The organism is Streptomyces yangpuensis, assembly GCF_001005295.1.
Classification (GTDB): domain Bacteria; phylum Actinomycetota; class Actinomycetes; order Streptomycetales; family Streptomycetaceae; genus Streptomyces; species Streptomyces yangpuensis.
The window spans coordinates 541,329-560,684 of sequence record NZ_LBMK01000005.1 but is presented as its reverse complement, the minus strand read 5'-3'; the positions used below and the strand labels follow the sequence as shown (position 1 = coordinate 560,684).

The 19,356-nt window shown below is 71.9% G+C and carries 20 protein-coding genes; 15 read left to right on the top strand and 5 right to left on the bottom strand.

Annotated elements, in window-relative coordinates; all coding sequences use genetic code 11:
- Nucleotides 1-158 precede the first annotated feature (158 nt).
- From AAT21_RS26475 to AAT21_RS26445, 8 genes are all read left to right on the top strand, one after another.
- Complete coding sequence (locus tag AAT21_RS26475; protein WP_046779402.1) at nucleotides 159-812, top strand: HAD family hydrolase; 654 nt, start codon at nucleotides 159-161, stop codon at nucleotides 810-812.
- Nucleotides 813-855: 43 nt separating this feature from the next.
- The gene (locus AAT21_RS26470; RefSeq protein ID WP_063838149.1) at nucleotides 856-2,115 is read left to right on the top strand and encodes an MFS transporter; all 1,260 of its coding nucleotides are present in this window, start codon (nucleotides 856-858) and stop codon (nucleotides 2,113-2,115) included.
- A complete protein-coding gene (locus AAT21_RS26465; protein WP_046779472.1) occupies nucleotides 2,087-3,235 on the top strand; it encodes an acetoin utilization protein AcuC in 1,149 nt (382 codons plus the stop codon). Before AAT21_RS26470 ends, AAT21_RS26465 begins: the two co-directional genes overlap by 29 nt.
- 94 nt (nucleotides 3,236-3,329) lie before the next feature.
- Nucleotides 3,330-4,160, top strand: coding sequence for a phosphatase (locus AAT21_RS26460; protein ID WP_046779401.1), 831 nt, complete (start codon nucleotides 3,330-3,332; stop codon nucleotides 4,158-4,160).
- Between the two features lie 114 nt (nucleotides 4,161-4,274).
- Nucleotides 4,275-4,484, top strand: a complete 210-nt coding sequence (locus AAT21_RS26455) for a helix-turn-helix domain-containing protein (RefSeq protein ID WP_008738568.1) — start codon at nucleotides 4,275-4,277, stop codon at nucleotides 4,482-4,484.
- A 142-nt stretch (nucleotides 4,485-4,626) separates the two neighbouring features.
- Nucleotides 4,627-4,725 (top strand): 30S ribosomal protein bS22, encoded by a 99-nt coding sequence (locus AAT21_RS36135; protein WP_003948845.1) that lies wholly within the window; start codon nucleotides 4,627-4,629, stop codon nucleotides 4,723-4,725.
- Nucleotides 4,726-4,820: 95 nt separating this feature from the next.
- Nucleotides 4,821-5,897, top strand: coding sequence for an NAD-dependent epimerase/dehydratase family protein (locus tag AAT21_RS26450; RefSeq protein ID WP_046779400.1), 1,077 nt, complete (start codon nucleotides 4,821-4,823; stop codon nucleotides 5,895-5,897).
- Nucleotides 5,897-6,886, top strand: a complete 990-nt coding sequence (locus tag AAT21_RS26445) for a lysophospholipid acyltransferase family protein (protein ID WP_046779399.1) — start codon at nucleotides 5,897-5,899, stop codon at nucleotides 6,884-6,886. The genes AAT21_RS26450 and AAT21_RS26445 overlap by 1 nt, the downstream gene beginning before the upstream one ends.
- A 76-nt stretch (nucleotides 6,887-6,962) precedes the next feature.
- Here the strand turns inward: AAT21_RS26445 and AAT21_RS26440 are convergent, their stop codons facing one another.
- From AAT21_RS26440 to AAT21_RS26430, 3 genes are all read right to left on the bottom strand, one after another.
- Nucleotides 6,963-8,171: a DUF5667 domain-containing protein gene (locus AAT21_RS26440; protein ID WP_046779398.1), complete on the bottom strand. Its 1,209-nt coding sequence runs from the start codon at nucleotides 8,169-8,171 to the stop codon at nucleotides 6,963-6,965.
- 236 nt (nucleotides 8,172-8,407) lie between these two features.
- Nucleotides 8,408-9,226, bottom strand: coding sequence for an ECF subfamily RNA polymerase sigma factor, BldN family (locus AAT21_RS26435; protein ID WP_030833467.1), 819 nt, complete (start codon nucleotides 9,224-9,226; stop codon nucleotides 8,408-8,410).
- A 372-nt stretch (nucleotides 9,227-9,598) separates the two neighbouring features.
- Nucleotides 9,599-10,582: an HAD family hydrolase gene (locus AAT21_RS26430; RefSeq protein WP_046779397.1), complete on the bottom strand. Its 984-nt coding sequence runs from the start codon at nucleotides 10,580-10,582 to the stop codon at nucleotides 9,599-9,601.
- Between the two features lie 119 nt (nucleotides 10,583-10,701).
- Between AAT21_RS26430 and AAT21_RS26425 the strand changes: the two genes are divergently transcribed.
- From AAT21_RS26425 to AAT21_RS26400, 6 genes are all read left to right on the top strand, one after another.
- Complete coding sequence (locus tag AAT21_RS26425; RefSeq protein ID WP_030965238.1) at nucleotides 10,702-10,980, top strand: glutaredoxin family protein; 279 nt, start codon at nucleotides 10,702-10,704, stop codon at nucleotides 10,978-10,980.
- A gap of 272 nt (nucleotides 10,981-11,252) precedes the next feature.
- Complete coding sequence (locus AAT21_RS26420) at nucleotides 11,253-12,062, top strand: redox-sensing transcriptional repressor Rex (protein WP_046779396.1); 810 nt, start codon at nucleotides 11,253-11,255, stop codon at nucleotides 12,060-12,062.
- Nucleotides 12,059-13,741, top strand: coding sequence for a glutamyl-tRNA reductase (locus tag AAT21_RS26415; protein ID WP_046779395.1), 1,683 nt, complete (start codon nucleotides 12,059-12,061; stop codon nucleotides 13,739-13,741). The genes AAT21_RS26420 and AAT21_RS26415 overlap by 4 nt, the downstream gene beginning before the upstream one ends.
- Nucleotides 13,738-14,706 (top strand): hydroxymethylbilane synthase, encoded by a 969-nt coding sequence (gene hemC, locus AAT21_RS26410; RefSeq protein WP_046779394.1) that lies wholly within the window; start codon nucleotides 13,738-13,740, stop codon nucleotides 14,704-14,706. The genes AAT21_RS26415 and hemC overlap by 4 nt, the downstream gene beginning before the upstream one ends.
- Nucleotides 14,703-16,370 (top strand): bifunctional uroporphyrinogen-III C-methyltransferase/uroporphyrinogen-III synthase, encoded by a 1,668-nt coding sequence (locus tag AAT21_RS26405; RefSeq protein ID WP_046779393.1) that lies wholly within the window; start codon nucleotides 14,703-14,705, stop codon nucleotides 16,368-16,370. The genes hemC and AAT21_RS26405 overlap by 4 nt, the downstream gene beginning before the upstream one ends.
- Before the next feature lie 157 nt (nucleotides 16,371-16,527).
- Nucleotides 16,528-17,829 carry an ankyrin repeat domain-containing protein gene (locus tag AAT21_RS26400; RefSeq protein ID WP_052757994.1) on the top strand — a complete coding sequence of 434 codons (1,302 nt, stop codon included), beginning with the start codon at nucleotides 16,528-16,530 and terminating at the stop codon, nucleotides 17,827-17,829.
- On the opposite strand, the gene AAT21_RS26395 is transcribed toward AAT21_RS26400, so the two are convergent.
- Together AAT21_RS26395 and AAT21_RS26390 are read right to left on the bottom strand one after the other, a co-directional pair.
- Nucleotides 17,807-18,049 carry a DUF397 domain-containing protein gene (locus AAT21_RS26395; protein WP_046779392.1) on the bottom strand — a complete coding sequence of 81 codons (243 nt, stop codon included), beginning with the start codon at nucleotides 18,047-18,049 and terminating at the stop codon, nucleotides 17,807-17,809. The two genes, AAT21_RS26400 and AAT21_RS26395, sit on opposite strands and share 23 nt — an antisense overlap.
- Nucleotides 18,046-18,870, bottom strand: coding sequence for a helix-turn-helix domain-containing protein (locus AAT21_RS26390; RefSeq protein ID WP_046779391.1), 825 nt, complete (start codon nucleotides 18,868-18,870; stop codon nucleotides 18,046-18,048). Before AAT21_RS26390 ends, AAT21_RS26395 begins: the two co-directional genes overlap by 4 nt.
- Here AAT21_RS26390 and AAT21_RS39900 point away from each other — a divergent pair.
- The coding region (locus tag AAT21_RS39900) for an ATP-binding protein (RefSeq protein WP_327152761.1) at nucleotides 18,798-19,356 on the top strand (559 nt) is incomplete at its 3' end. The genes AAT21_RS26390 and AAT21_RS39900 overlap by 73 nt on opposite strands.

The following is a 19,356-nucleotide window of genomic DNA, read 5'->3' as shown; positions in this document are numbered from 1 at the left end:
CTGTGGGAGAGTAGGACGCCGCCGAACAATCATTGTGGGAAAGCCCCGCACCGTCATGGTGCGGGGCTTTTCTGCGTTCACGGGCCGGTCGGGTGACCCCGTGCCGAGGTGGGCACGGCGGAACCGTGCGACATCCGATTCCTCCGTAATGTGGGTGTATGGGCTACGACCTTGTCATCTTCGACAACGACGGCGTGCTGGTGGACAGCGAGCCGCTCGCCAACAACGTCCTCGCCGGGTACCTGACCGAGCTGGGGCACCCGACCACCTACGAGGAGTCGGTCCGCGACTACATGGGCGCCGCCGTGCACCGGGTGCACGATCTCGTCCAGGAGCGGACCGGGCAGCGGCTGCCGGCGGACTTCGACGAGACGCTGCACGCGCGGACCTGCGCCGCGTTCGAGCAGGAGCTGAAGCCCGTTCCCGGAGTGGAGGAGGTCCTCGGGGCGCTGACCGCCCACGGGATCGGGTACTGCCTGACCTCCTCCGGCAGTCACGAGCGGATCCGCGTAGGGCATCGGGTGGCCGGCCTCGACGGATGGTTCGAAGAAGAGTGGATCTTCAGCGCTGACGACGTGGGCGAGGGCAAGCCGGCACCCGACCTCTACCTGCACGCCGCCCGGCAGATGGGCGTCGAGCCCGCGCGCTGCGTCGTCATCGAGGACAGCCCCCGCGGGATCGAGGCCGCTGCTGCCGCCGGGATGGACGTGTACGGATACACCGCGCTGCTGCCCGCCGACCGGCTTCCCGGAGCCACCGGCTACTTCGGCGACATGATGCAGCTCCCGCTGATCCTGCAACTACCCGTGTGATCTCTCTACCCACGGGTAGCACCGGGGCCTACGCTGACCCGCCATGACGGATGATGTGCGGCTGCGGCGCGGCCGCGGCGCCCTGGGGTTCAGCTTCTTCGTGCAGGGCGTCACCTTCGCCCTGCTCGTCACCCGGATCCCGGCCATCCAGGACCGGTACGGGATATCCGACGGGCTGCTGCCCGTCTTCCTCGCCGCCGTCCCGGTCCTCGCGGGTGTGGCCAGCGTCGGTACCGAGCACCTGGTCAAGCGGGTCGCGCCCAGCGTCGTCCTGCGGTGGGCCCAGCCGCTGGTCCTGCTGTCCCTGCTCGGGGTGGGCGCCGGCGAGCGGCTGTGGCACGTGGCGGTGGCCCTGGGGGCGTTCGGGCTGTCGGTGGGTGCGCTGGACGCCTCGATGAACATGCTCGGGGTCAGCCTGCAGCGTGCGTACGGGCGCAGCATCATGCTGGGTTTCCACGCCGCGTACAGCCTGGGCGGGATCCTGGGGGCGTCGGCTGCCTGGTACGCGGCGCACGCGCACCTGGGCCTGTTCGTCAGCTACCTGCCGGCCGTGGCCGTGCTGGTGCCGCTCGTGCTGCTCGGCAGCCGGTACTACGCCGACCGGACGGACCGGACGGACCGGACGGACCGGACGGACCGCAGGGACCCGGAGGGTCTGCCGGGGAAGGGGCTGGGTCCCGGCGGGTTCTCGCTCCTGCTGCCGCTCTGCCTGGTGATGGCGTGCGCGTACATCGGGGACTCGACGGTCGCGAACTGGAGTGCCAAGTACCTCCAGGACGTGCTCGGGAGCTCTGAGCAGACGGCGACCGTCCCCTACAACGTCTACATGGTGACGACGCTCGTGGGGCGGGCCGTGGGGGACCTGGGTGTGCGGCGGTTCGGGGCCGTGGCCGTGGTGCGCTGCGGGACCCTGCTCGCCGCCGCGGGGTTCGCCGTGGTGGCGGCCGCGCCGGGGGTGTGGGCGGGGATGCTCGGCTTCACGCTGCTGGGGATCGGGCTGTGCGTGATCGTGCCGCAGACCTTCGCGGCCGCGGGGCGGTTGTTCCCCGGTTCTTCCGACACGGCGGTGGCACGGCTGAACATCTTCAACTACGTCGGGTTCCTGATCGGGTCGCCGCTCGTCGGTGCGGTCGGCGACGCCTGGAGCTACCGGGGCGCGATGCTGGTGCCGATGGTCCTCGTCCTGATCACGCTGTTCCATGCCCGCTCGTTCGGGCCGCGGGAGGCCCGATACGGTGTCGACCATGAGCGGCGAGCCGGTGACCGGGCTGTTGATGTGGGACGAGGCGGTAACGGGGTATGACTTCGGACCGAGCCATCCGATGGACCCGGTGCGCCTGGCGCTGACCATGGGCCTGGTGCGTGCCTTCGGGCTCGACCGGGAGATGGAGGTGCGGGCGGCCCGGCCGGCCGGGGACTCGACGCTGCGGCTCGTCCACCGGGAGGACTACGTCGCCGCGGTGCGCGAGGTGTCGGCCGACCCCGGTGCCGCCGACGGCTCGTACGGGCTGGGCACGGTGGACGATCCGGCCTTCCACGGGATGCACGAGGCGTCCGCGCTGATCGCCGGGCAGTCCGTGGCGGGTGCGGAGGCGGTCTGGCGCGGGGAGGCCGGGCACGCCGTGAACTTCGCCGGCGGGCTGCACCACGCCATGCCGGGCGGCGCGGCCGGTTTCTGCGTGTACAACGACGCGTCGCTGGCCATTGCCCGGCTGCTGGAGCTGGGTGCGGAACGCGTCGCGTACGTGGATGTGGACGTCCACCACGGGGACGGCGTGCAGGCCGCCTTCTGGGACGACCCGAGGGTGCTGACGATCTCGCTGCACGAGCATCCGCGGACGCTGTTCCCGCAGACGGGCTGGCCGGAGGAGACCGGTGGCCCGGCGGCGCAGGGGTCGGCGGTGAACGTGGCGCTGCCGGCCGGTACCGGGGACGAGGGATGGCTGCGGGCGTTCCACGCGACGGTGCCGGAGCTGCTGGCGGACTTCCGGCCGCAGGTGCTGGTGACCCAGCACGGGGCCGACACCCACTTCGAGGACCCCCTCGCGCACCTGGCGGTGTCCCTGGACGCCCAGCGGGCCGTGCAGGAGGCCTGTCACGAGCTGGCGCACAGTTGCGCGGACGGGCGGTGGCTGGCGCTGGGCGGCGGCGGGTACGCGGTGGTGGACGTCGTTCCGCGGTCGTGGACGCATCTGGTGGCGATCGCCGCGCACCGGCCGGTTGATCCGGAGACGGCGGTCCCGGCCTCGTGGCGCGACGAGGTGTACGCGCGGACGCGGCAGTTGGCGCCCGGGCGGATGACGGACGGGCGGAGCCCGTCGTGGCGGGACTGGGACGCGGGCTACGACCCGGCGGACCGAACGGATCAGGCCGTTCTCGCCACCCGGAGGGCGGTCTTCCCGTTGCGCGGCATGCTGACCTGAGAGCCGGTGCGGCCGTTGATGCATCGTTACGCCAACTGTGGGGCTGTTCGCCGGAATTGATGACCCGACAGGTGGGGTGGGGGAGCATCGGAGGGTGTTGAGCACCGGCGCGTTGCGTGCGCATCTGCTGGCCGCCCGGTTGGCCGGGCCCGTCGCCACCTCCCGTGAGGAGAGCCTGCGCAGTTACCGGCTGTTCGCGGCGCGGGATCCGCGGGTGCTGCTGGGCCTGGATCCCGAGCGGGGCTGGGGCGAGGGTGATCTGCTGAGGCTGATGGCGGCCAAGTGCGGTGTCTCGGCGGACCCTTCGCACGTCAGCGGGCCGGACGTGATCGATCCGGAGCGGACGGTGGCCGCGTTGGAGGCGTTCGCGGGGCGGTTACGGGAGGCGGCGAGGGCGGGGTCGTGCGTGCTGTTCGGAACGGGTCATCCGCATCGGCTCCTGGGTTTCTACGCCGGTTTGGCCGAGGCGATGTCGGCGGCGGGATGTGTTGTCCTCACCCCGGCGCAGGGGGCGTGTGTCGACATGGCGACCCGGTTCGGCGTACGCACGCACCGCATCGCCTACGTACGGGGGGTCGCACTGGTGCGGGAACCCGGCGTGCGGGCGCCGGGGAGTGCGACCGGCGTGCACAGTCATTCGCCCCTGCCGGTTCGGGTGGCTCTGGGGGCCCTCGCGGAGGCCGGCGGGCCGCTGCCGGACCTGGTGGTGGGGGACCACGGATGGGTCTGCGGTGCAGGTCAGCTCGGCGTGGAGGCGATCGGGCTGGCGGACACCGATGATCCCGCGCTGTTCGTGGGGGAGGCGGAGGGGCGGGTGTCGGTGGCCGTTCCGCTTGATGACGCGGTGCGATCGGACTACTACCATCCGCTTGCCCGGTACGTGCTGGGCCGGGCGAGTCTGACGGGGCGACAGGAGTGGCCGTAGCTCCTCTTCCCCACTCGTATCACGCGCCCCTACTCTGGGGAGTGAGCGTGCGACGACGAGGAGTAACCGGAGGGGAAGCCGGTGCCCGTCATGCGCGGAAGGTCAAGGTGTGTCATGGCTGCTGGCGAGAGGCCTCTCAGTGAGGTTCAGTTCCTGACCGTGGCGGAGGTCGCCTCGGTGATGCGAGTGTCGAAGATGACCGTGTACCGGCTGGTGCACAACGGTCATCTGCCCGCAATCCGGGTGGGCCGGTCCTTCCGGGTCCCCGAGAACGCGGTCCACGAGTACCTCCGAGAGTCCTATGTGGGGGTGGAGTCGGCCTGAGACTGACGGACCCCGACTCCTTCGTAACCCCTGGGAAGCACTCGGATTACGGGCTCGGAGCTCGGGCGGGTAGGCTAGGCCGACGTAGGTCGTGTGGGCCCAGACGCCCCGCACCAGTGAAGAGAAGTGAGCGAGGGTAGTCGTGGGCTCTGTTATCAAGAAGCGGCGCAAGCGGATGGCCAAGAAGAAGCACCGCAAGCTGCTCAAGCGCACCCGCGTCCAGCGCCGTAACAAGAAGTAAACGGCAGCTGTACGTGTTCTCCGCAGCCCCTCCACCATTCTTGGTGGAGGGGCTGCGGTGCAGCCGGGTACTTCTTCGAGGGAGGCGCTGAGCTCGTGGGGAAGGTCGTGCTCGTCACCGGGGCTGCCCGGCAGCTGGGCGGGCGCTTCGTGCGCCGGATCCAGCGCGACCCGGAGGTCGAGCGGGTGATCGCGGTGGACGCCGCGACGCCGCCGCACCGGCTGGGGTCGGCGGAGTTCGTCCGTACGGACATCAGGCAGTCGTCGATCGCCAGGGTCCTCGCCGAGCACGCCGTGGACACGGTGGTCCATCTGGCGGTCACGGGAGGCCGGCCGGTCGGGGGCGGCGCGCACAGCGCCGTGAAGGAGACCAACGTCATCGGGACGATGCAGCTCCTCGGGGCCTGCCAGAAGTCCCCGACGGTGCGGCGGCTCGTGGTGAAGTCCAGTACCAGCGTGTACGGGGGCGCCCCGCGGGATCCGGCCGTCTTCACCGAGACCACGCCGCCGAAGTCGCTGCCGTCGGGCGGCTTCGCCAAGGACGCTGCCGAGGTCGAGGGCTACGTACGGGGCTTCGCGCGCCGGCGGCCGGACGTCGCGGTGTGCGTGCTGCGGTTCGCGAACATCCTGGGGCCCTTCGCCGACTCGGCGCTCGCCGAGTACTTCTCGATGCCGGTCATGCCGACCGTCCTGGGCTACGACCCGCGGCTGCAGTTCGTGCACGAGGACGACGTGCTGGAGGTGCTGCGGCTGGCCGCGCAGGAGCCCCGGCGCGGGACGCTGAACAGCGGGACCTTCAACATCGCGGGTGACGGCGTACTGCTGCTGTCGCAGTGCTCGCGGCGGCTGGGGCGGCCCACGCTGCCGCTGCTGCTGCCCGCGCTCACCTGGGTGGGGTCCGCGCTGCGGGCGGTCGGGGTCACCGACTTCTCGCCCGAGCAGATGAGGCTGCTCACGCACGGCCGGGTCGTGGAGACCACGCAGATGCGCGAGGTCCTCGGCTTTGAGCCGCTCTACACCACCACCGAGACCTTCGCGGACTTCGCACGGAGCCGCGGCAACGGACTGCTGCCGCCCGAGCGGGTCGGACGGGCCGTGGACCGGGTGGCGGCCATGCTGGACGCGGACGGCCCGCGGGACGACGTCGACACGGTTGAAGGAGCGAAGCGATAGTGGCGGACGCCAAGGTCATTCCGTTCGACGAGGACCGGCCGCGCCGGCGGATGCCCCGCCGGGTGCGGGCGGTGCCGGCACCCGAGCCGGTGGAGCCGGAGCCGTCCGCTCCCGCGCCGGAGCCGGCGCCCGCCCCGGCGGAGCGTGGCGACGCCTGGGACCGGCGGATCGCCGGCGGGCTGGCGTTCCTGCGCCGGCGGATCACCGGGGAGTACGAGGTCGACGACTTCGGCTACGACAAGGAGCTGACGGACCAGGTCCTGATGTCCCTGATGCGGCCGCTGTACGACAAGTACTTCCGGGTCGAGGTCAAGGGCATCGAGAACATCCCCGCGGAGGGTGGTGCGCTGATCGTGGCGAACCACTCCGGGACGCTGCCGCTGGACGGCCTGATGCTGCAGGTGGCCGTGCACGACCACCACCCGGCGGAGCGTCACCTGCGGCTGCTGGCGGCGGACCTGGTCTTCATGCTGCCGGTGGTGAACGAACTGGCCCGGAAGGCGGGGCACACGCTGGCGTGCGCGGAGGACGCCCAGCGGCTGCTGGAGGCCGGGGAGTTGGTCGGTGTCATGCCGGAGGGCTTCAAGGGGATAGGGAAGCCGTTCGGAGACCGGTACAAGCTCCAGCGCTTCGGGCGCGGCGGGTTCGTGTCGACGGCGCTGCGGGCGGGCACGCCGATCGTGCCCTGCTCGATCGTGGGGGCGGAGGAGATCTACCCCATGGTCGGGAACGCGAAGACGCTGGCGCGGCTGCTGGGGGTCCCGTACTTCCCGATCACGCCCACGTTCCCGTGGCTGGGGCCGCTGGGTGCGGTGCCGCTGCCGACGAAGTGGACGATCCAGTTCGGTGAGCCGATCCCGACCGACGGGTACGCCGCGGAGGCGGCGGAGGACCCGATGCTGATGTTCAACCTGACGGACCAGGTGCGGGAGCAGATCCAGCACACGCTCTACAAGCTGCTGGTGCAGCGGAGATCCGTCTTCTTCTGAGGTGCTGCGACTGCTGAGACGGTGGTGGGCCGGGGCGCCGCCCGGGGCCCCGGCCCACCACCGTTTCGGCCTGCTGTTACTCCGCGTCCTCCGCGCCGAGGCCCAGGCCCGGGAGGAGCCCCGGGAGCAGGGGCGGGAGGGTGATCTCCGACTTCGGGCTCTCCGAGGTGCCCGCGGGGGGCTGCGCCGACTGGCCCGCGGGCGGGTTGAGCAGGTCGCCCGTACCCCCGAGGAGGCCGCCGTCGGCCGGCGGCCGGGTGCTGCCCGAGGGGGACGGTGCCGGGCTGCCGCCGGACGGCGTGCCGCCGGCGGGGGCGGAGTGCTTGGCGCCGCCGGACGCGTCGGGCCCGGCGGGGGAGCCCGACGAGCCGTTGCCGCCGCGGGTCTGCTCGGGTGGCTTGGGCAGCAGGCTCTGGAGCGGCGCCACGTCTTCGTCTATGGCCTGGAAGACCGAGTCCACTTCACCGCCGACGTCGGTGAGCTGCACGGGGAGCTTCTCGCGCAGCTTGCCCCAGGTGTCGCGGTGCGAGCGGGAGAACGACGACAGCGTCTGGATCGGGCCGAGGGAGCCGTCCCGGTCGTACGCGGCCTGGAGGAGGCGGTGGCCCTCTTCCGCGTCGTGCTTGACGCCGGACAGCGCCCGGCGGATCGCGCCCAGGGACTCGTGGTCCAGGGTGCCGGTCCGGCCGCGCTCCATCAGCCTGCGGGCTTCCGACAGGCGGTTGGAGGCACGGTCGAGATAGAGCTCGCCGCGCTCCGCGTCGTCGTCGGCCATGCCCAGCTTCAGGTCCTCCATGCCCCGTTTCACGGGGTAGAGGTGGTCACCGGGCAGGGCGTCGGAACTGGCAGCGGCCACTCCGCTGAAGGCCCCTGCGGCCACACCCACGGTGAGGCCGCCCGCTGCGATGCCCTTGGACCAGCGGGAGCGGGGCCGCAATTTCCGGAGCGGGGTCGCCCGGTGGGCGCCGCGCCCGGTCCGCTGTTCGGGCACCTGAGGGTCCGAGGCGGCACCGCCCCCGGCCCTCTCCTCCAGCACCATGGCCTCCATGGCGGCAACGAGCTGGGCTCGCTGCACCACTTTGACCTCGGGGTCCAGCGATGGGCGCGGCATCCGTTCGCCGAGCACGCTCGCCAGGGCCAACAACCGGTCGTGGTCAGCAGATTCGGCAGGTGCCTCGGACTGCTCGGCCGCCGGGTCCGGTTCCGAAAGGTCGGATGGGTTCCGATCCTCCAGGGCCTGGGCGAAGGCGTTCGCCCGCCGGTGCGGGGTCACGTTCGCGATCACTGGCGGCACCTCCTCTCGTCATGACGATCGACTCCCCAAGGTGTCCGGAAGGTTGCCTTCCTTGAGCACGTCCACACTTTCGAGTGGGCGGCTTCGGGCAGGGCGTGTCCACAGGGAGCCTGCATTCCGCACAACGAGCGTCGCGGCAGTTGGGTTACGGACGAAGGATGATCGGACCACAGCGTCATCGAGGGGTCACCGAATGTGAGGTCGGGGAGATTGTCTGGACGGGTCCGTCAGCGGGCGTCTTCGGGGAGGAGGCGGGCCAGGGTGCGGACCGCCCGGTACTGGAGCGTCTTGATGGCGCCCTCGTTCTTCCCCATCACCCGGGCCGTCTCGGCGACCGAGAGGCCCTGCAGGAAGCGCAGGGTCACGCACTCCTGCTGCTGCGGATTGAGTTTCCGTACGGCCTCCAGCAGGGCCGCGTTGGAAAGGGACTCCAGGACGGAGTCCTCGGGGCTGCGCTCCACCTCGTTGGCGTCGAGCATCTCCCCGGTGGTGACCTCCAGCCTGAAGCGGCTGGACTTGAAGTGGTCCGCCACCAGGTTCCGGGCGATCGTCACGAGCCAGGCGCCGAAGTCGCGGCCCTGCCAGGTGAAGGTGGAGATGCGGCGCAGGGCGCGCAGGAAGGTCTCGCTGGTGAGATCCTCCGCGGTCGCCTTGCCGCCGACGCGGTAGTAGATGTAGCGGTAGACCGTGTCGCTGTACTGGTCGTACAGGCGGCCGAAGGCCTCGGCCTCGCCGGCCTGGGCGCGCTCGACCAGGTCCATCATGCGGGCCTGGTCGCTGTCCGCCAGGGGGCGGCGGGGGGCGGCCTGGGTGCTCGTGCCGGCTGCGCCGTTCGAGCCCCCGGCGGCCGAGCGGCCTCGTCTGCCCACCGTCGCCCCGCCGTCGGTCAGGGCGTAGCAGGGACCGGCCGGGCCGAGGCCGGCAGGAACCGCGGCGGCGAAGGCGGGGGCGGTGTACGCGGTGGGGACGAAGCCGCGCAGGTGGTCGAGGACCGTTGCGCGCAGCTGAGCCAGGCCCGAGGCGTCAACCCCGACAGGTGGGTACACGGGACTCCCAGAGGCAGAGCTTCCATCACGTGCAGTGCGGGGCCGTTCACCCGTCGTGGCGACAGGTGAGCGGTGGCATGCGTCTGAGGAGAATAACGCTTCGTACAGGCAGCGCTACACCCAGTTGCACAAATCACCGGTTCCGACACTTCTGTTGCGTGTCGAGGGCATATTCGGTCGCGGTTGGTGATCGATTCTTGATCGCTTGGGTGCGCGGAATGGACGCTTCCACGGGGGCGCGCGACCGAGTCGGGCAGCGTGGAGTGCCGCGCCCGGGGCGCGGGTAGGGGTGAGCGAATGCCCGTGGCCGGGGCGGACGGTGGCGCCGGCGGTCGGGGGGCGCGGTGTGGCCTGGGCCTGGGCCCGGAGTGGTTACTTGCGGCGTCGGTGCAGGGCGATGGCGGCGGCCGCGCCACCCGCGATCGCGCCGACTCCGGCGGCCGCCGGGACGCCCACCTTCACGGCCTTGCGGCCGGTCCGATAGTCGCGCAGCCGCCAGTCGTTGATCCGGGCATGCTTGCGCAGTTTTGTGTCGGGATTGATCGCGTACGGATGTCCGACCAGCGACAGCATCGGGATGTCGTTGTGCGAATCGCTGTAGGCGGCGCAGCGTTCGAGTTCGAGTCCCTCGGCGGCGGCCAGGGCGCGGACCGCCTCGGCCTTGGCGGGGCCGTGCAGCGGTTCGCCGACCAGGCGGCCGGTGTAGACGCCGTCGACGGATTCGGCGACGGTGCCCAGGGCGCCGGTCAGGCCGAGCCGGCGGGCGATGATGGTGGCGGTCTCCACGGGCGCGGCGGTGACCAGCCACACCTTCTGTCCGGCGTCGAGGTGGGCCTGGGCCAGGGCGCGGGTGCCCGGCCAGATCCGCTCGGCCATGTACTCGTCGTAGATCTCCTCGCCGATGGTCATCAGTTCGGAGACCTTGTGGCCCTTGACGATGGACAGGGCGCTGTCGCGGGCGTCCTGCATGTGCTCGGGGTCCTCGACGCCGGCGAGCCGGAACCAGGCCTGCTGCCAGGCGAAGCGGGCGAGTTCGCGGCGCCGGAAGAACTCGCGCTTGTAGAGGCCGCGGCCGAAGTGGAAGATCGCGGCGCCCTGCATGACGGTGTTGTCGAGGTCGAAGAAGGCGGCGGCCAGGTCGTCGCCGGCGACCGGGAAGACGGGTTCCGCGGGACCCTCGACCGCTGCCGGCGCTTCGAGGGGTTCGACGCCGGCTTCTTCGGGCTCGGCCTCGGCGGGGCCTTCGGGCCCGGTCAGCGCGGTCTTGCGGGCGGCTTCGGCCGAGGCCTCCCCGGCCAGCACGCTACGTGCGGTGGCGGAGCGCCTGCGAGGGGTGAGCCATCCGGGAGCGGCCATGACGCGAGCATAGCCACTGTGTTCGGGAGTTCCCGAACCGATGGGAAACGGAGGCGTTAACTCTTCGCGTCCTCAACGGACGGAACGGGCGGGCGGCGGGGACGCGGGAGAATGGGGAGATGAGCCCTTTGTTGCGCCGTAAAGAGAAGAAGAGTCCCGGCGAGCGCCTGGTGACGCTCATCGGGAAGCCGGGGTGCCACCTGTGTGACGAAGCCGAGGAGGTCGTCGCGAAGGTCTGCGCCGAGACCGGGGCGCAATGGGAGAAGAAGGACATCTCGCAGGATGCGGAGCTCTACCGGCTTCACTGGGAGCAGATTCCGGTGGTGCTGGTTGACGGCGAACAGCACACCTTCTGGAGGGTGAACCCGGACCGGCTCCGACGGGCGTTGGGAGCCTGACCCTCCGCCCGGTTACCATCATGGGCGATTTGTGGGGTCTGGGGGCGTATCTGTGAGGAGTGTGCACGGTTTTGCCCCCTTTGGTATTTGAACGGGTTCGGCGTGCCGTCGGTTCCGGGATTGCGTGCCGATGTCGCGTGACCCCGGTCACTTTGGTCGGACAAAGCGGACACAATCTTTGTGCACGCGTTCACAAAGGCATAGCCTGCTGTCGACGGGGCGGTCCTGGGACACGAGGCCGCCTGCAGCCCCGCTCATCCCGCAGGAGCATCGTGGCAACTGGCCGAACTCACCGACCGGCGACCCGCAGCCGAGGTATTCCCGAGGCCACTGTCGCCCGGCTTCCGCTGTACTTGCGTGCCCTGACCGCGCTCTCCGAGCGATCGGTCCCCACGGTGTCCTCCGAGGAGCTCGCGGCCGCCGCCGGAGTCAACTCCGCCAAGCTGCGCAAGGACTTCTCCTACCTCGGTTCCTACGGCACCCGCGGTGTGGGCTACGACGTCGAGTACCTCGTCTACCAGATCTCCCGTGAGCTCGGCCTGACCCAGGACTGGCCGGTCGTGATCGTCGGCATCGGTAACCTCGGCGCCGCCCTCGCCAACTACGGCGGCTTCTCCGCGCGCGGGTTCCGCGTGGCCGCGCTGATCGACGCCGACCCGGCGATGGCCGGCAAGCCGGTCGCAGGCATGGCCGTCCAGCACACCGACGACCTCGAAAAGATCATCGAGGAGAACGGCGTCTCGATCGGCGTCATCGCGACGCCCGCCGGCGCCGCCCAGCAGGTCAGCGAGCGGCTGATCGCGGCCGGGGTCACCTCCATCCTGAACTTCGCGCCGACCGTGCTGTCCGTGCCCGACGGCGTGGACGTGCGCAAGGTCGACCTCTCCATCGAGCTCCAGATCCTCGCCTTCCACGAGCAGCGCAAGGCCGGCGAGGAGGCCGCCGCGGCCGCCACCGAGCCCGGCTCCGCCGTGGGCGGCGCCGCACCCGCCGCGGCGGTCGTGCCGCCGGCCGGACGCACCACCGCCGAAGCGCGCAAGGGCGGCCCCGAGGGCGACGTCCCGGCGGTGATGCCGGCATGAGCCTGCTCGTCGTCGGGCTGAGCCACCGCAGCGCACCCGTGAGCGTGCTGGAGCGCGCCTCGCTGTCGGCCGACACCAAGATCAAGCTGCTGCACGACACCCTCGCCGCCGAACCGGCGACGGAGGCGACCGTGCTCGCCACGTGCAACCGCATCGAGCTGTACGCGGACGTGGACAAGTTCCACGCCGGCGTCGCCGAGCTGTCCACGCTGCTCGCCCAGCACAGCGGAGTCGCGCTGGAGGAGCTCACCCCGTACCTGTACGTGCACTACGAGGACCGGGCGGTGCACCACCTGTTCTCGGTGGCGTGCGGGCTGGACTCCATGGTCGTCGGCGAGGGGCAGATCCTCGGCCAGATCAAGGACGCCCTCGCGCTGGGCCAGGAACAGCACTCCGCCGGCCGGCTGATCAACGACCTGTTCCAGCAGGCGCTGCGGGTCGGCAAGCGGGCGCACTCGGAGACCGGGATCGACCGCGCCGGCCAGTCGCTGGTGACCTTCGGGCTGGAGCAGCTCGCGGTGCACACGCCGGTCGCCGAGTGGGCGTCCGGCAAGCGGGCCCTCGTCATCGGCGCCGGATCGATGTCCTCGCTGGCCGCGGCCACCCTCGCGCGGGTCGGCATCGCCGAGATCGCCGTGGCGAACCGGACCGCCGAGCGGGCGGAGCGACTGGCGGAGATTCTGGTTGCCTCAGGCACGGGAGTGCGGGCCTCGGCCATCCCGATGGCCGAGGTCGCCGATGAGCTGACACGAGTCGACGTGGTCGTGTCCTGCACCGGAGCCACCGGGCTGGTGCTGACCGCCGACGACGTGCTCGCCGCCGTGTCCTGGGGCTCCGCCCCGGACCCCACGCCTCCGGCGCCGACGGGGCTGAACGCGGCCCCCGTCGCCGGGCCGGATGTGGCCGGGCTGGACGCCGATGTGCTCGCCCGGCTGGTCGCCGCCGCCGAGGCCGGCGCGCGGCTGGCCGATGCCGGCGCCGTGCGGACCATCGCCGCCCCCGAGGGCGACGGCTGCCCCGTCGCGCTCGACGGACGCTCCGCGCTGACCGGCGTCGACGCCAACTCCCTCGAACTGCACGGGACCTGGGCCGACCAGGGCGAGGCCGCCGCACAGCGACAGCCCCGCCGCAGCGCCCGTACGCAGGCCCACGCCACCGACGTACGGCTCGCGCTCCTCGACCTGGCCATGCCCAGGGACATCGACGCCGCCGTGCACCGGATCCCCGGCGTACGGCTCGTGGACATCGAATCCCTCGCCGAGGCGTCCGCCGACGCCCCGATGGCGGCCGACGTCGACGCCGTACGCGGGATCGTCGCCCAGGAGGTCGCCGCCTTCGGCGCGGCCCAGCGGGCCGCCCACATCACGCCCACCGTCGTCGCCCTGCGCGCCATGGCGGCCGAGGTCGTGGCCATGGAAGTGGCCCGCCTCGACGGGCGGCTCCCCGACCTCGACGAGCGACAGCGCGCCGAAGTCACCCAGACCGTGCGCCGCGTCGTGGACAAGCTCCTCCACGCGCCGACCGTGCGCGTCAAGCAGCTCGCGAGCGAGCCCGGCGGCGCCGGGTACGCCGAGGCGCTGCGCGAACTCTTCGACCTCGACCCTCAGACGGTTGCTTCCGTCAGCCGGGCGGACGCGGCCGATCCGAAGAACGACGACGACCCAGGACGGGCATCATGAACACACGTCCCGACCAGCCGCTGCGGCTCGGTACGCGGCGGAGCAAGCTGGCCATGTCCCAGTCGGGGCACGTCGCCGACGCGGTCCGGGCGCTCACCGGCCGGACCGTCGAACTCGTGGAGATCACGACGTACGGCGACGTCTCGCGCGAGCACCTCGCCCAGATCGGCGGGACCGGCGTGTTCGTCACCGCCCTGCGCGACGCACTGCTGCGCGGCGAGGTCGACTTCGCCGTGCACTCGCTGAAGGACCTGCCGACCACGCAGCCCGACGACCTCGTCATCGCGGCCATGCCGCAGCGCGAGGACGTCCGCGACGCGCTCGTCGCCCGCGACGGCCTGACCTTCGAGCAGCTGCCCGACGGCGCCCGCATCGGCACCGGCTCGCCCCGCCGCACCGCCCAGCTCAACCACCTCGCGCGCTCGCTCGGCAAGCGGATCGAGACGGTGCCCATCCGCGGCAACGTCGACACCCGCATCGGATTCGTGCGCGACGGCGAGCTCGACGCCGTCGTCCTCGCGGCCGCCGGCCTGAACCGGATCGGCCGCGGTGACGAGGCCACCGAACTGCTGTCCGTCGACAGCATCCTCCCCGCCCCCGGCCAGGGCGCCCTGGCCGTGGAGTGCCCCGCGTCCTCCACGGACCTCATCGCCGCGCTCGGCAGGCTCGACGACCCGCACACCCGGGCCGCCGTGACCGCGGAGCGTTCTCTGCTCGCCGCCCTGGAGGCCGGCTGCAGCGCACCCGTGGGCGCGTTCGCCGACCTGCTGGCCGACGGACGGATTGTCAATGAAATGCGCCTGCGCGGCGTCGTCGGAACCCTCGACGGCTCGACGCTGGTGCAGCTGTCCACCACCGGTCCCGTGCCCCAGTCGTACGACGAGGCCATGGCGCTCGGCCGCGAACTCGCGGACGAGATGCTGGCCAAGGGCGCGGCCGGTCTGATGGGGGAGCGATCGCTTTGAACCCCTCAATTCCGACCACCTCCGCCTTTCCGGCCGTCGCCGCCCACGGACGCGTCACCTTCCTCGGTGCCGGCCCGGGCGACCCGGGTCTGCTGACGCTGCGCGCCGTCGAGGCGCTCGCCGCCGCGGACGTACTGATCGCGGAGCCCGAGGTGCTCGAGGTCGTACGGACGCATGCGCGCGCGGGTGTCGACACGCCGCAGCTGACGGTAGCTGACGAATTGTCAGCAGCCGCCGGGGTCCCGGTGATCCGGGACGCGGTCAATCTTGTCATGGAGGCCGCACGCTCCGGCAGGCGGGTCGTGCGTGCCGTCACGGGCGACCCCGGACTCGACGGCAACGCCGCCGACGAGATGCTCGCCTGCGCGACCGAGGGGATCCCCTTCGAGGTGGTGCCCGGTGTCGCGACCGCCGTCGGCGTGCCCGCGTACGCCGGTGTCCCGCTGCGCGACAAGCAGGGCGCGGACGTGCGGTTCGTCGACGCGAAGACCGCGTCGGCGCGCTGCTGGAGCGAGGCCGGGACGAGCGACGGGATCCTCGTCGTCTCCGCGACGCTGGAGACGGCCTCGGCCGCCGCCGCCGAGCTGGTGAGCGCCGGGCGCAAGCCCGACACCCCGCTGACGGTGACGGTCTCCGGCACGACGACGCGCCAGCGGACCTGGTCGGCGACCCTGGGCACGATCGCCCAGGTGTTCAAGCAGGGCAAGGTGCTGCCCTCGCCCGAGGGCTCCCGCCCCGTCATATGCGTGGTCGGCGAGCACGGCGCCGCCGCGCGCCGCGAGGACCTGTCCTGGTTCGAGTCGAAGCCGCTGTTCGGCTGGCGGGTCCTCGTACCGCGGACGAAGGAACAGGCCGCCTCGCTCTCCGACCAGCTGCGTTCCTACGGCGCGGTGCCGCACGAGGTGCCGACGATCGCGGTGGAGCCGCCGCGCACCCCGCAGCAGATGGAGCGCGCGGTCAAGGGCCTGGTGACGGGCCGCTACGAGTGGATCGCCTTCACCTCGGTCAACGCCGTCAAGGCCGTCCGGGAGAAGTTCGAGGAGTACGGGCTCGACGCGCGCGCCTTCGCGGGCATCAAGGTCGCCGCGGTGGGCGAGCAGACCGCGGCCGCCCTGGTGGAGTTCGGCGTGAAGCCGGACCTCGTACCGAGCGGGGAGCAGTCCGCGGCCGGGCTGCTGGAGGACTGGCCGCCCTACGACCCGGTCTTCGACCCGATCGACCGCGTCTTCCTGCCGCGCGCCGACATCGCCACGGAGACGCTGGTCGCCGGGCTGATCGAGCTCGGCTGGGAGGTCGACGACGTCACCGCCTACCGGACCGTGCGCGCTTCGCCCCCGCCGGCGGACACGCGTGAGGCGATCAAGGGCGGCGGCTTCGACGCCGTTCTCTTCACGTCGTCCTCGACCGTCCGCAACCTGGTCGGCATCGCGGGCAAGCCGCACAACGTGACGGTCATCGCGTGTATCGGGCCGGCGACGGCCAAGACCGCCGAGGAGCACGGCCTGCGGGTCGACGTCCTGTCTCCGGAGCCGTCGGTGTCGAAGCTGGCGGAGGCTCTGGCCGAGTACGGCGCGGCGCGCCGCGAGGCGGCCAAGGCGGCCGGCGAGACGGTGTTCCGCCCGAGCGAACGCCGCCCGGGCGCACGTCGGCGCCGTACCACGTGAGCGGCTTAGCCGGCCGGAGAACGGCCGACGGTACGGGTGAGGGGCCCGGGTGCGGAACGATTCCGCACCCGGGCCCCTCGCACGTAATCCCGTTGTGCGGCGGGCTGCTGTCCGGAAAGGATCGCCGCCGGACGCAACGGGGACACGGGGGAACACAATGGCGGACGGGGACGCGCAACTGGTGGCGGCGGTACGGACGGGGAACCTCCGGGAGGTCCACGCCCTGCTGTGGCCCGGGGGTAATCCCGACGCGGCCGACGAGGACGGCCTGCCGATGCTGTGCACGGCGGTGGCCGCAGGCGAAGAGGAGATCGCCGAGGCCCTGCTGCGCGCCGGAGCCGATCCCGACGCGGTGGGCGCGGACGGAGTGCCGGTGCTGTGCACGGCCGTGGCCGCGTTCGCCCACCGGACCGTCGCGGCCCTCGTAAGTGCAGGGGCCGACCCCGACCGGGACCTGCCGGACGGAACGACCCCGCTGCTGCGGGCCGTCGAGGGCGGCTCCCCGGCCACGGTCACGGCGCTGCTGTGGGGGCAGTACCTCCCGGCGCCGGAACCGCCCCTGGCGCAGCCGGTGCGCGAGCGGCTGCTCGCCGCGGCCCGCCACTGGTACGAGACGGGCGCGGAGGCGGAACTGCACCGCCGCACCGGCGCCACCGGCCCGGCGAAGACCTCGACCGTCGACGACGACTGGCACGAGGTCGAGCAGATCACGCTCGGCGGGCGGACCGTCCGCGCCGGACACGGCGCCGTCCTGACCACCCTGGAGGCGGCCTTCGGCGTCCCGACCCCGCTGACGGAACTGGTGGCCCGCGCCGTCCGGCACCCCGACCCCGGCCACGTGGACTGGCGCGCGTCCAGCAGCCGGCTCGGCAGACGCTCCGACGAGGAAGCACGGGAACTGGTGACGTCCCTGCGGCACCATCCGTCCGCAGACCATCGGCGCTTCGCCGCCGACGTGCTGGGGTCCCGGCAGTACTTCCTGAAGGGCACGGCGTACCCGCACCACGCGGAAGACCGCGACTTCCTCGCCGCCTGGGCGGAGACGGAGACGGACGCCGTGGTCCTCGCCGAGGTGCTCCGGGCCCTCACCGAGCACGCCGAGGAACACCCCCGACTGGAGGCCATCGGCCTCCGGCACGCCGGCCACCCCGATCCGCTGGTGCGCCGGATGGTGTCCGACTGCCTCTGGTGGCCCGACCGGCACCTGACGGTCGAGGCCGCTGCTGCGCTACGGGTCCTGACACACGATGCGGATGCCGAGGTGCGCTTCCAAGCCGCGCTGATCCTGGTCGGGGACGAACGCCAAGACCGGGACGGACCCCGGGCTGTCGTACGGGACCTGGTCCGCGACCCGCACAGCCCGATGCGCGGGGGAGCCGCCGAAGCCCTGGCCGAGTCCGACGACCGCACGGCCGACGCCACGGGGCGCTGGAAGCTCAGGAACGCACCCAGCCCGTGAGTCCCGCCCAGGCGGTGGGGGCGAGGGTGAGGACGGGCCCGTCGGCGACCTTGGAGTCCCGGACGTGCACCTGTGCGGCGGCGCAGGCGGCGACCTCGACGCACTGCCCGCCTTCGTCACTGCTGTAGGAGGACTTCCGCCAGGCGAAGGCGGCCTCCAGGCACTGGCCGCCCTCGCTGCCGCTGTAGCTGGACTTGAACCACTTCAGTGGGGTGCTCATGTCTCTCCTAGCAGCCGGTCCAACAGGTCCTTCGTCTCGGCGAAGTTGAGGGCCTGTGACCGCAGCATCGCATACTTCTGGGAGAGGATGCTGACCTCGTTCGGGTCCCTGACGAGAAAGCTCCCGCGCTGGGTTTCGGAGTAGGCGAGGTGCTGGAACTCGGGTGTCTCCAGGAGGGTGAAGGCGCCGTCGAGACCTGCGTGGGCGGTGAGCCCGAGGGGCAGCACCTGGAGGGAGAGGGCCGGGCGGTCGGCGCAGGCGCGCAGGTGCCGGAGCTGCTCCCGGTGGACCTCGTCCCCGCCGATCCGGTCCCGCAGGGCCGCCTCCCAGACCACGAAGCTCAGGGTGGGCGGGACGGCGCGGCGCAGGATCTCCTGGCGCTTCATCCGGTGCGCGGTCTGCAGCTCTATCTTCTCCTCCCCGACGAAGGGGACGCGGCAGCCGAGGACGGCGCGGGCGTAGGCCTCGGTCTGTAGCAGCCCCGGAACGGTCAGGGTGTCGAACCACGACAGCGCCAGGGCCTCCGCCTCCCGCGCCATGTACTCCTCCGCCCAGGCCGGGACCATGTCCACCTCGGGGAGGCGGTTGGCCGCGACCGACAGGAGGCCGGGCAGGGCGAGGGCGCGGTCCATCTTCTCGGCGACGTTGGGCATCAAGGTGCGCCTGCCCTGCTCGATGGAGGCGATGGTCTCGACGTCCATGTGCAGCGCCTCCGCGAAGGCGCGTTGGGTCAGTCCTCTGGCGATGCGTGCGGAGGCGACCTGAGCGCCGACCATCTTCATCGCCGTCTCGTTGGGCCGTGGCCTCTTGCGTGGTGGCATGTCCCTTGAACTCCCCGCCGTTGTACGCGAGATACCCGTGCCAACCCGTACTCCTCAAGGAGTACGGGTGGCGCGACTCCTCCACGCTAGTCACGCAGGGCAACGATCGGCGGGTGAATGTGGAAATCCAACCGGCTTTGCTGCGCGAGCGGTTCTATCCCCGCAGCCGCCAGACTGTGCGTCCTGCCAGGGAGTTCGCGGCCGAGACATTGCACGCGTGGGGTGTCACATGCCGCCACGACGAGGTGTTGCTCTGCGTGAGCGAGCTGGCGACCAACGCCCTGCTGCACGGCGTCCCGCCCGGCCGCGGCTACCGGCTGCGGATGCTGCGGTACGAGGGGACCGTACGGGTCGAGGTGCACGACAGCGGCGGCGGCCGGCCGCGCGTCGCGGACCGGGACCCGGGGGCCGAGGGCGGTCGCGGGTTGCTGCTGGTGGCGGCGGTCGCGGACCGGTGGGGGACCGTGCTGCGCGTGCCGGGCAAGG

Bases quoted from the DNA above. Each gene is read 5' to 3' on its own strand.
- AAT21_RS26475 (WP_046779402.1), top strand. From the start codon at position 159: ATGGGCTACGACCTTGTCATCTTCGACAACGACGGCGTGCTGGTGGAC.
- AAT21_RS26470 (WP_063838149.1), top strand. From the start codon at position 856: ATGACGGATGATGTGCGGCTGCGGCGCGGCCGCGGCGCCCTGGGGTTC.
- AAT21_RS26465 (WP_046779472.1), top strand. From the start codon at position 2,087: ATGTGGGACGAGGCGGTAACGGGGTATGACTTCGGACCGAGCCATCCG.
- AAT21_RS26455 (WP_008738568.1), top strand. From the start codon at position 4,275: ATGGCTGCTGGCGAGAGGCCTCTCAGTGAGGTTCAGTTCCTGACCGTG.
- AAT21_RS26430 (WP_046779397.1), bottom strand. From the start codon at position 10,582: ATGGCCGCTCCCGGATGGCTCACCCCTCGCAGGCGCTCCGCCACCGCA.
- AAT21_RS26425 (WP_030965238.1), top strand. From the start codon at position 10,702: ATGAGCCCTTTGTTGCGCCGTAAAGAGAAGAAGAGTCCCGGCGAGCGC.
- AAT21_RS26415 (WP_046779395.1), top strand. From the start codon at position 12,059: ATGAGCCTGCTCGTCGTCGGGCTGAGCCACCGCAGCGCACCCGTGAGC.
- hemC (WP_046779394.1), top strand. From the start codon at position 13,738: ATGAACACACGTCCCGACCAGCCGCTGCGGCTCGGTACGCGGCGGAGC.
- AAT21_RS26400 (WP_052757994.1), top strand. From the start codon at position 16,528: ATGGCGGACGGGGACGCGCAACTGGTGGCGGCGGTACGGACGGGGAAC.
- AAT21_RS26395 (WP_046779392.1), bottom strand. From the start codon at position 18,049: ATGAGCACCCCACTGAAGTGGTTCAAGTCCAGCTACAGCGGCAGCGAG.
- AAT21_RS26390 (WP_046779391.1), bottom strand. From the start codon at position 18,870: ATGCCACCACGCAAGAGGCCACGGCCCAACGAGACGGCGATGAAGATG.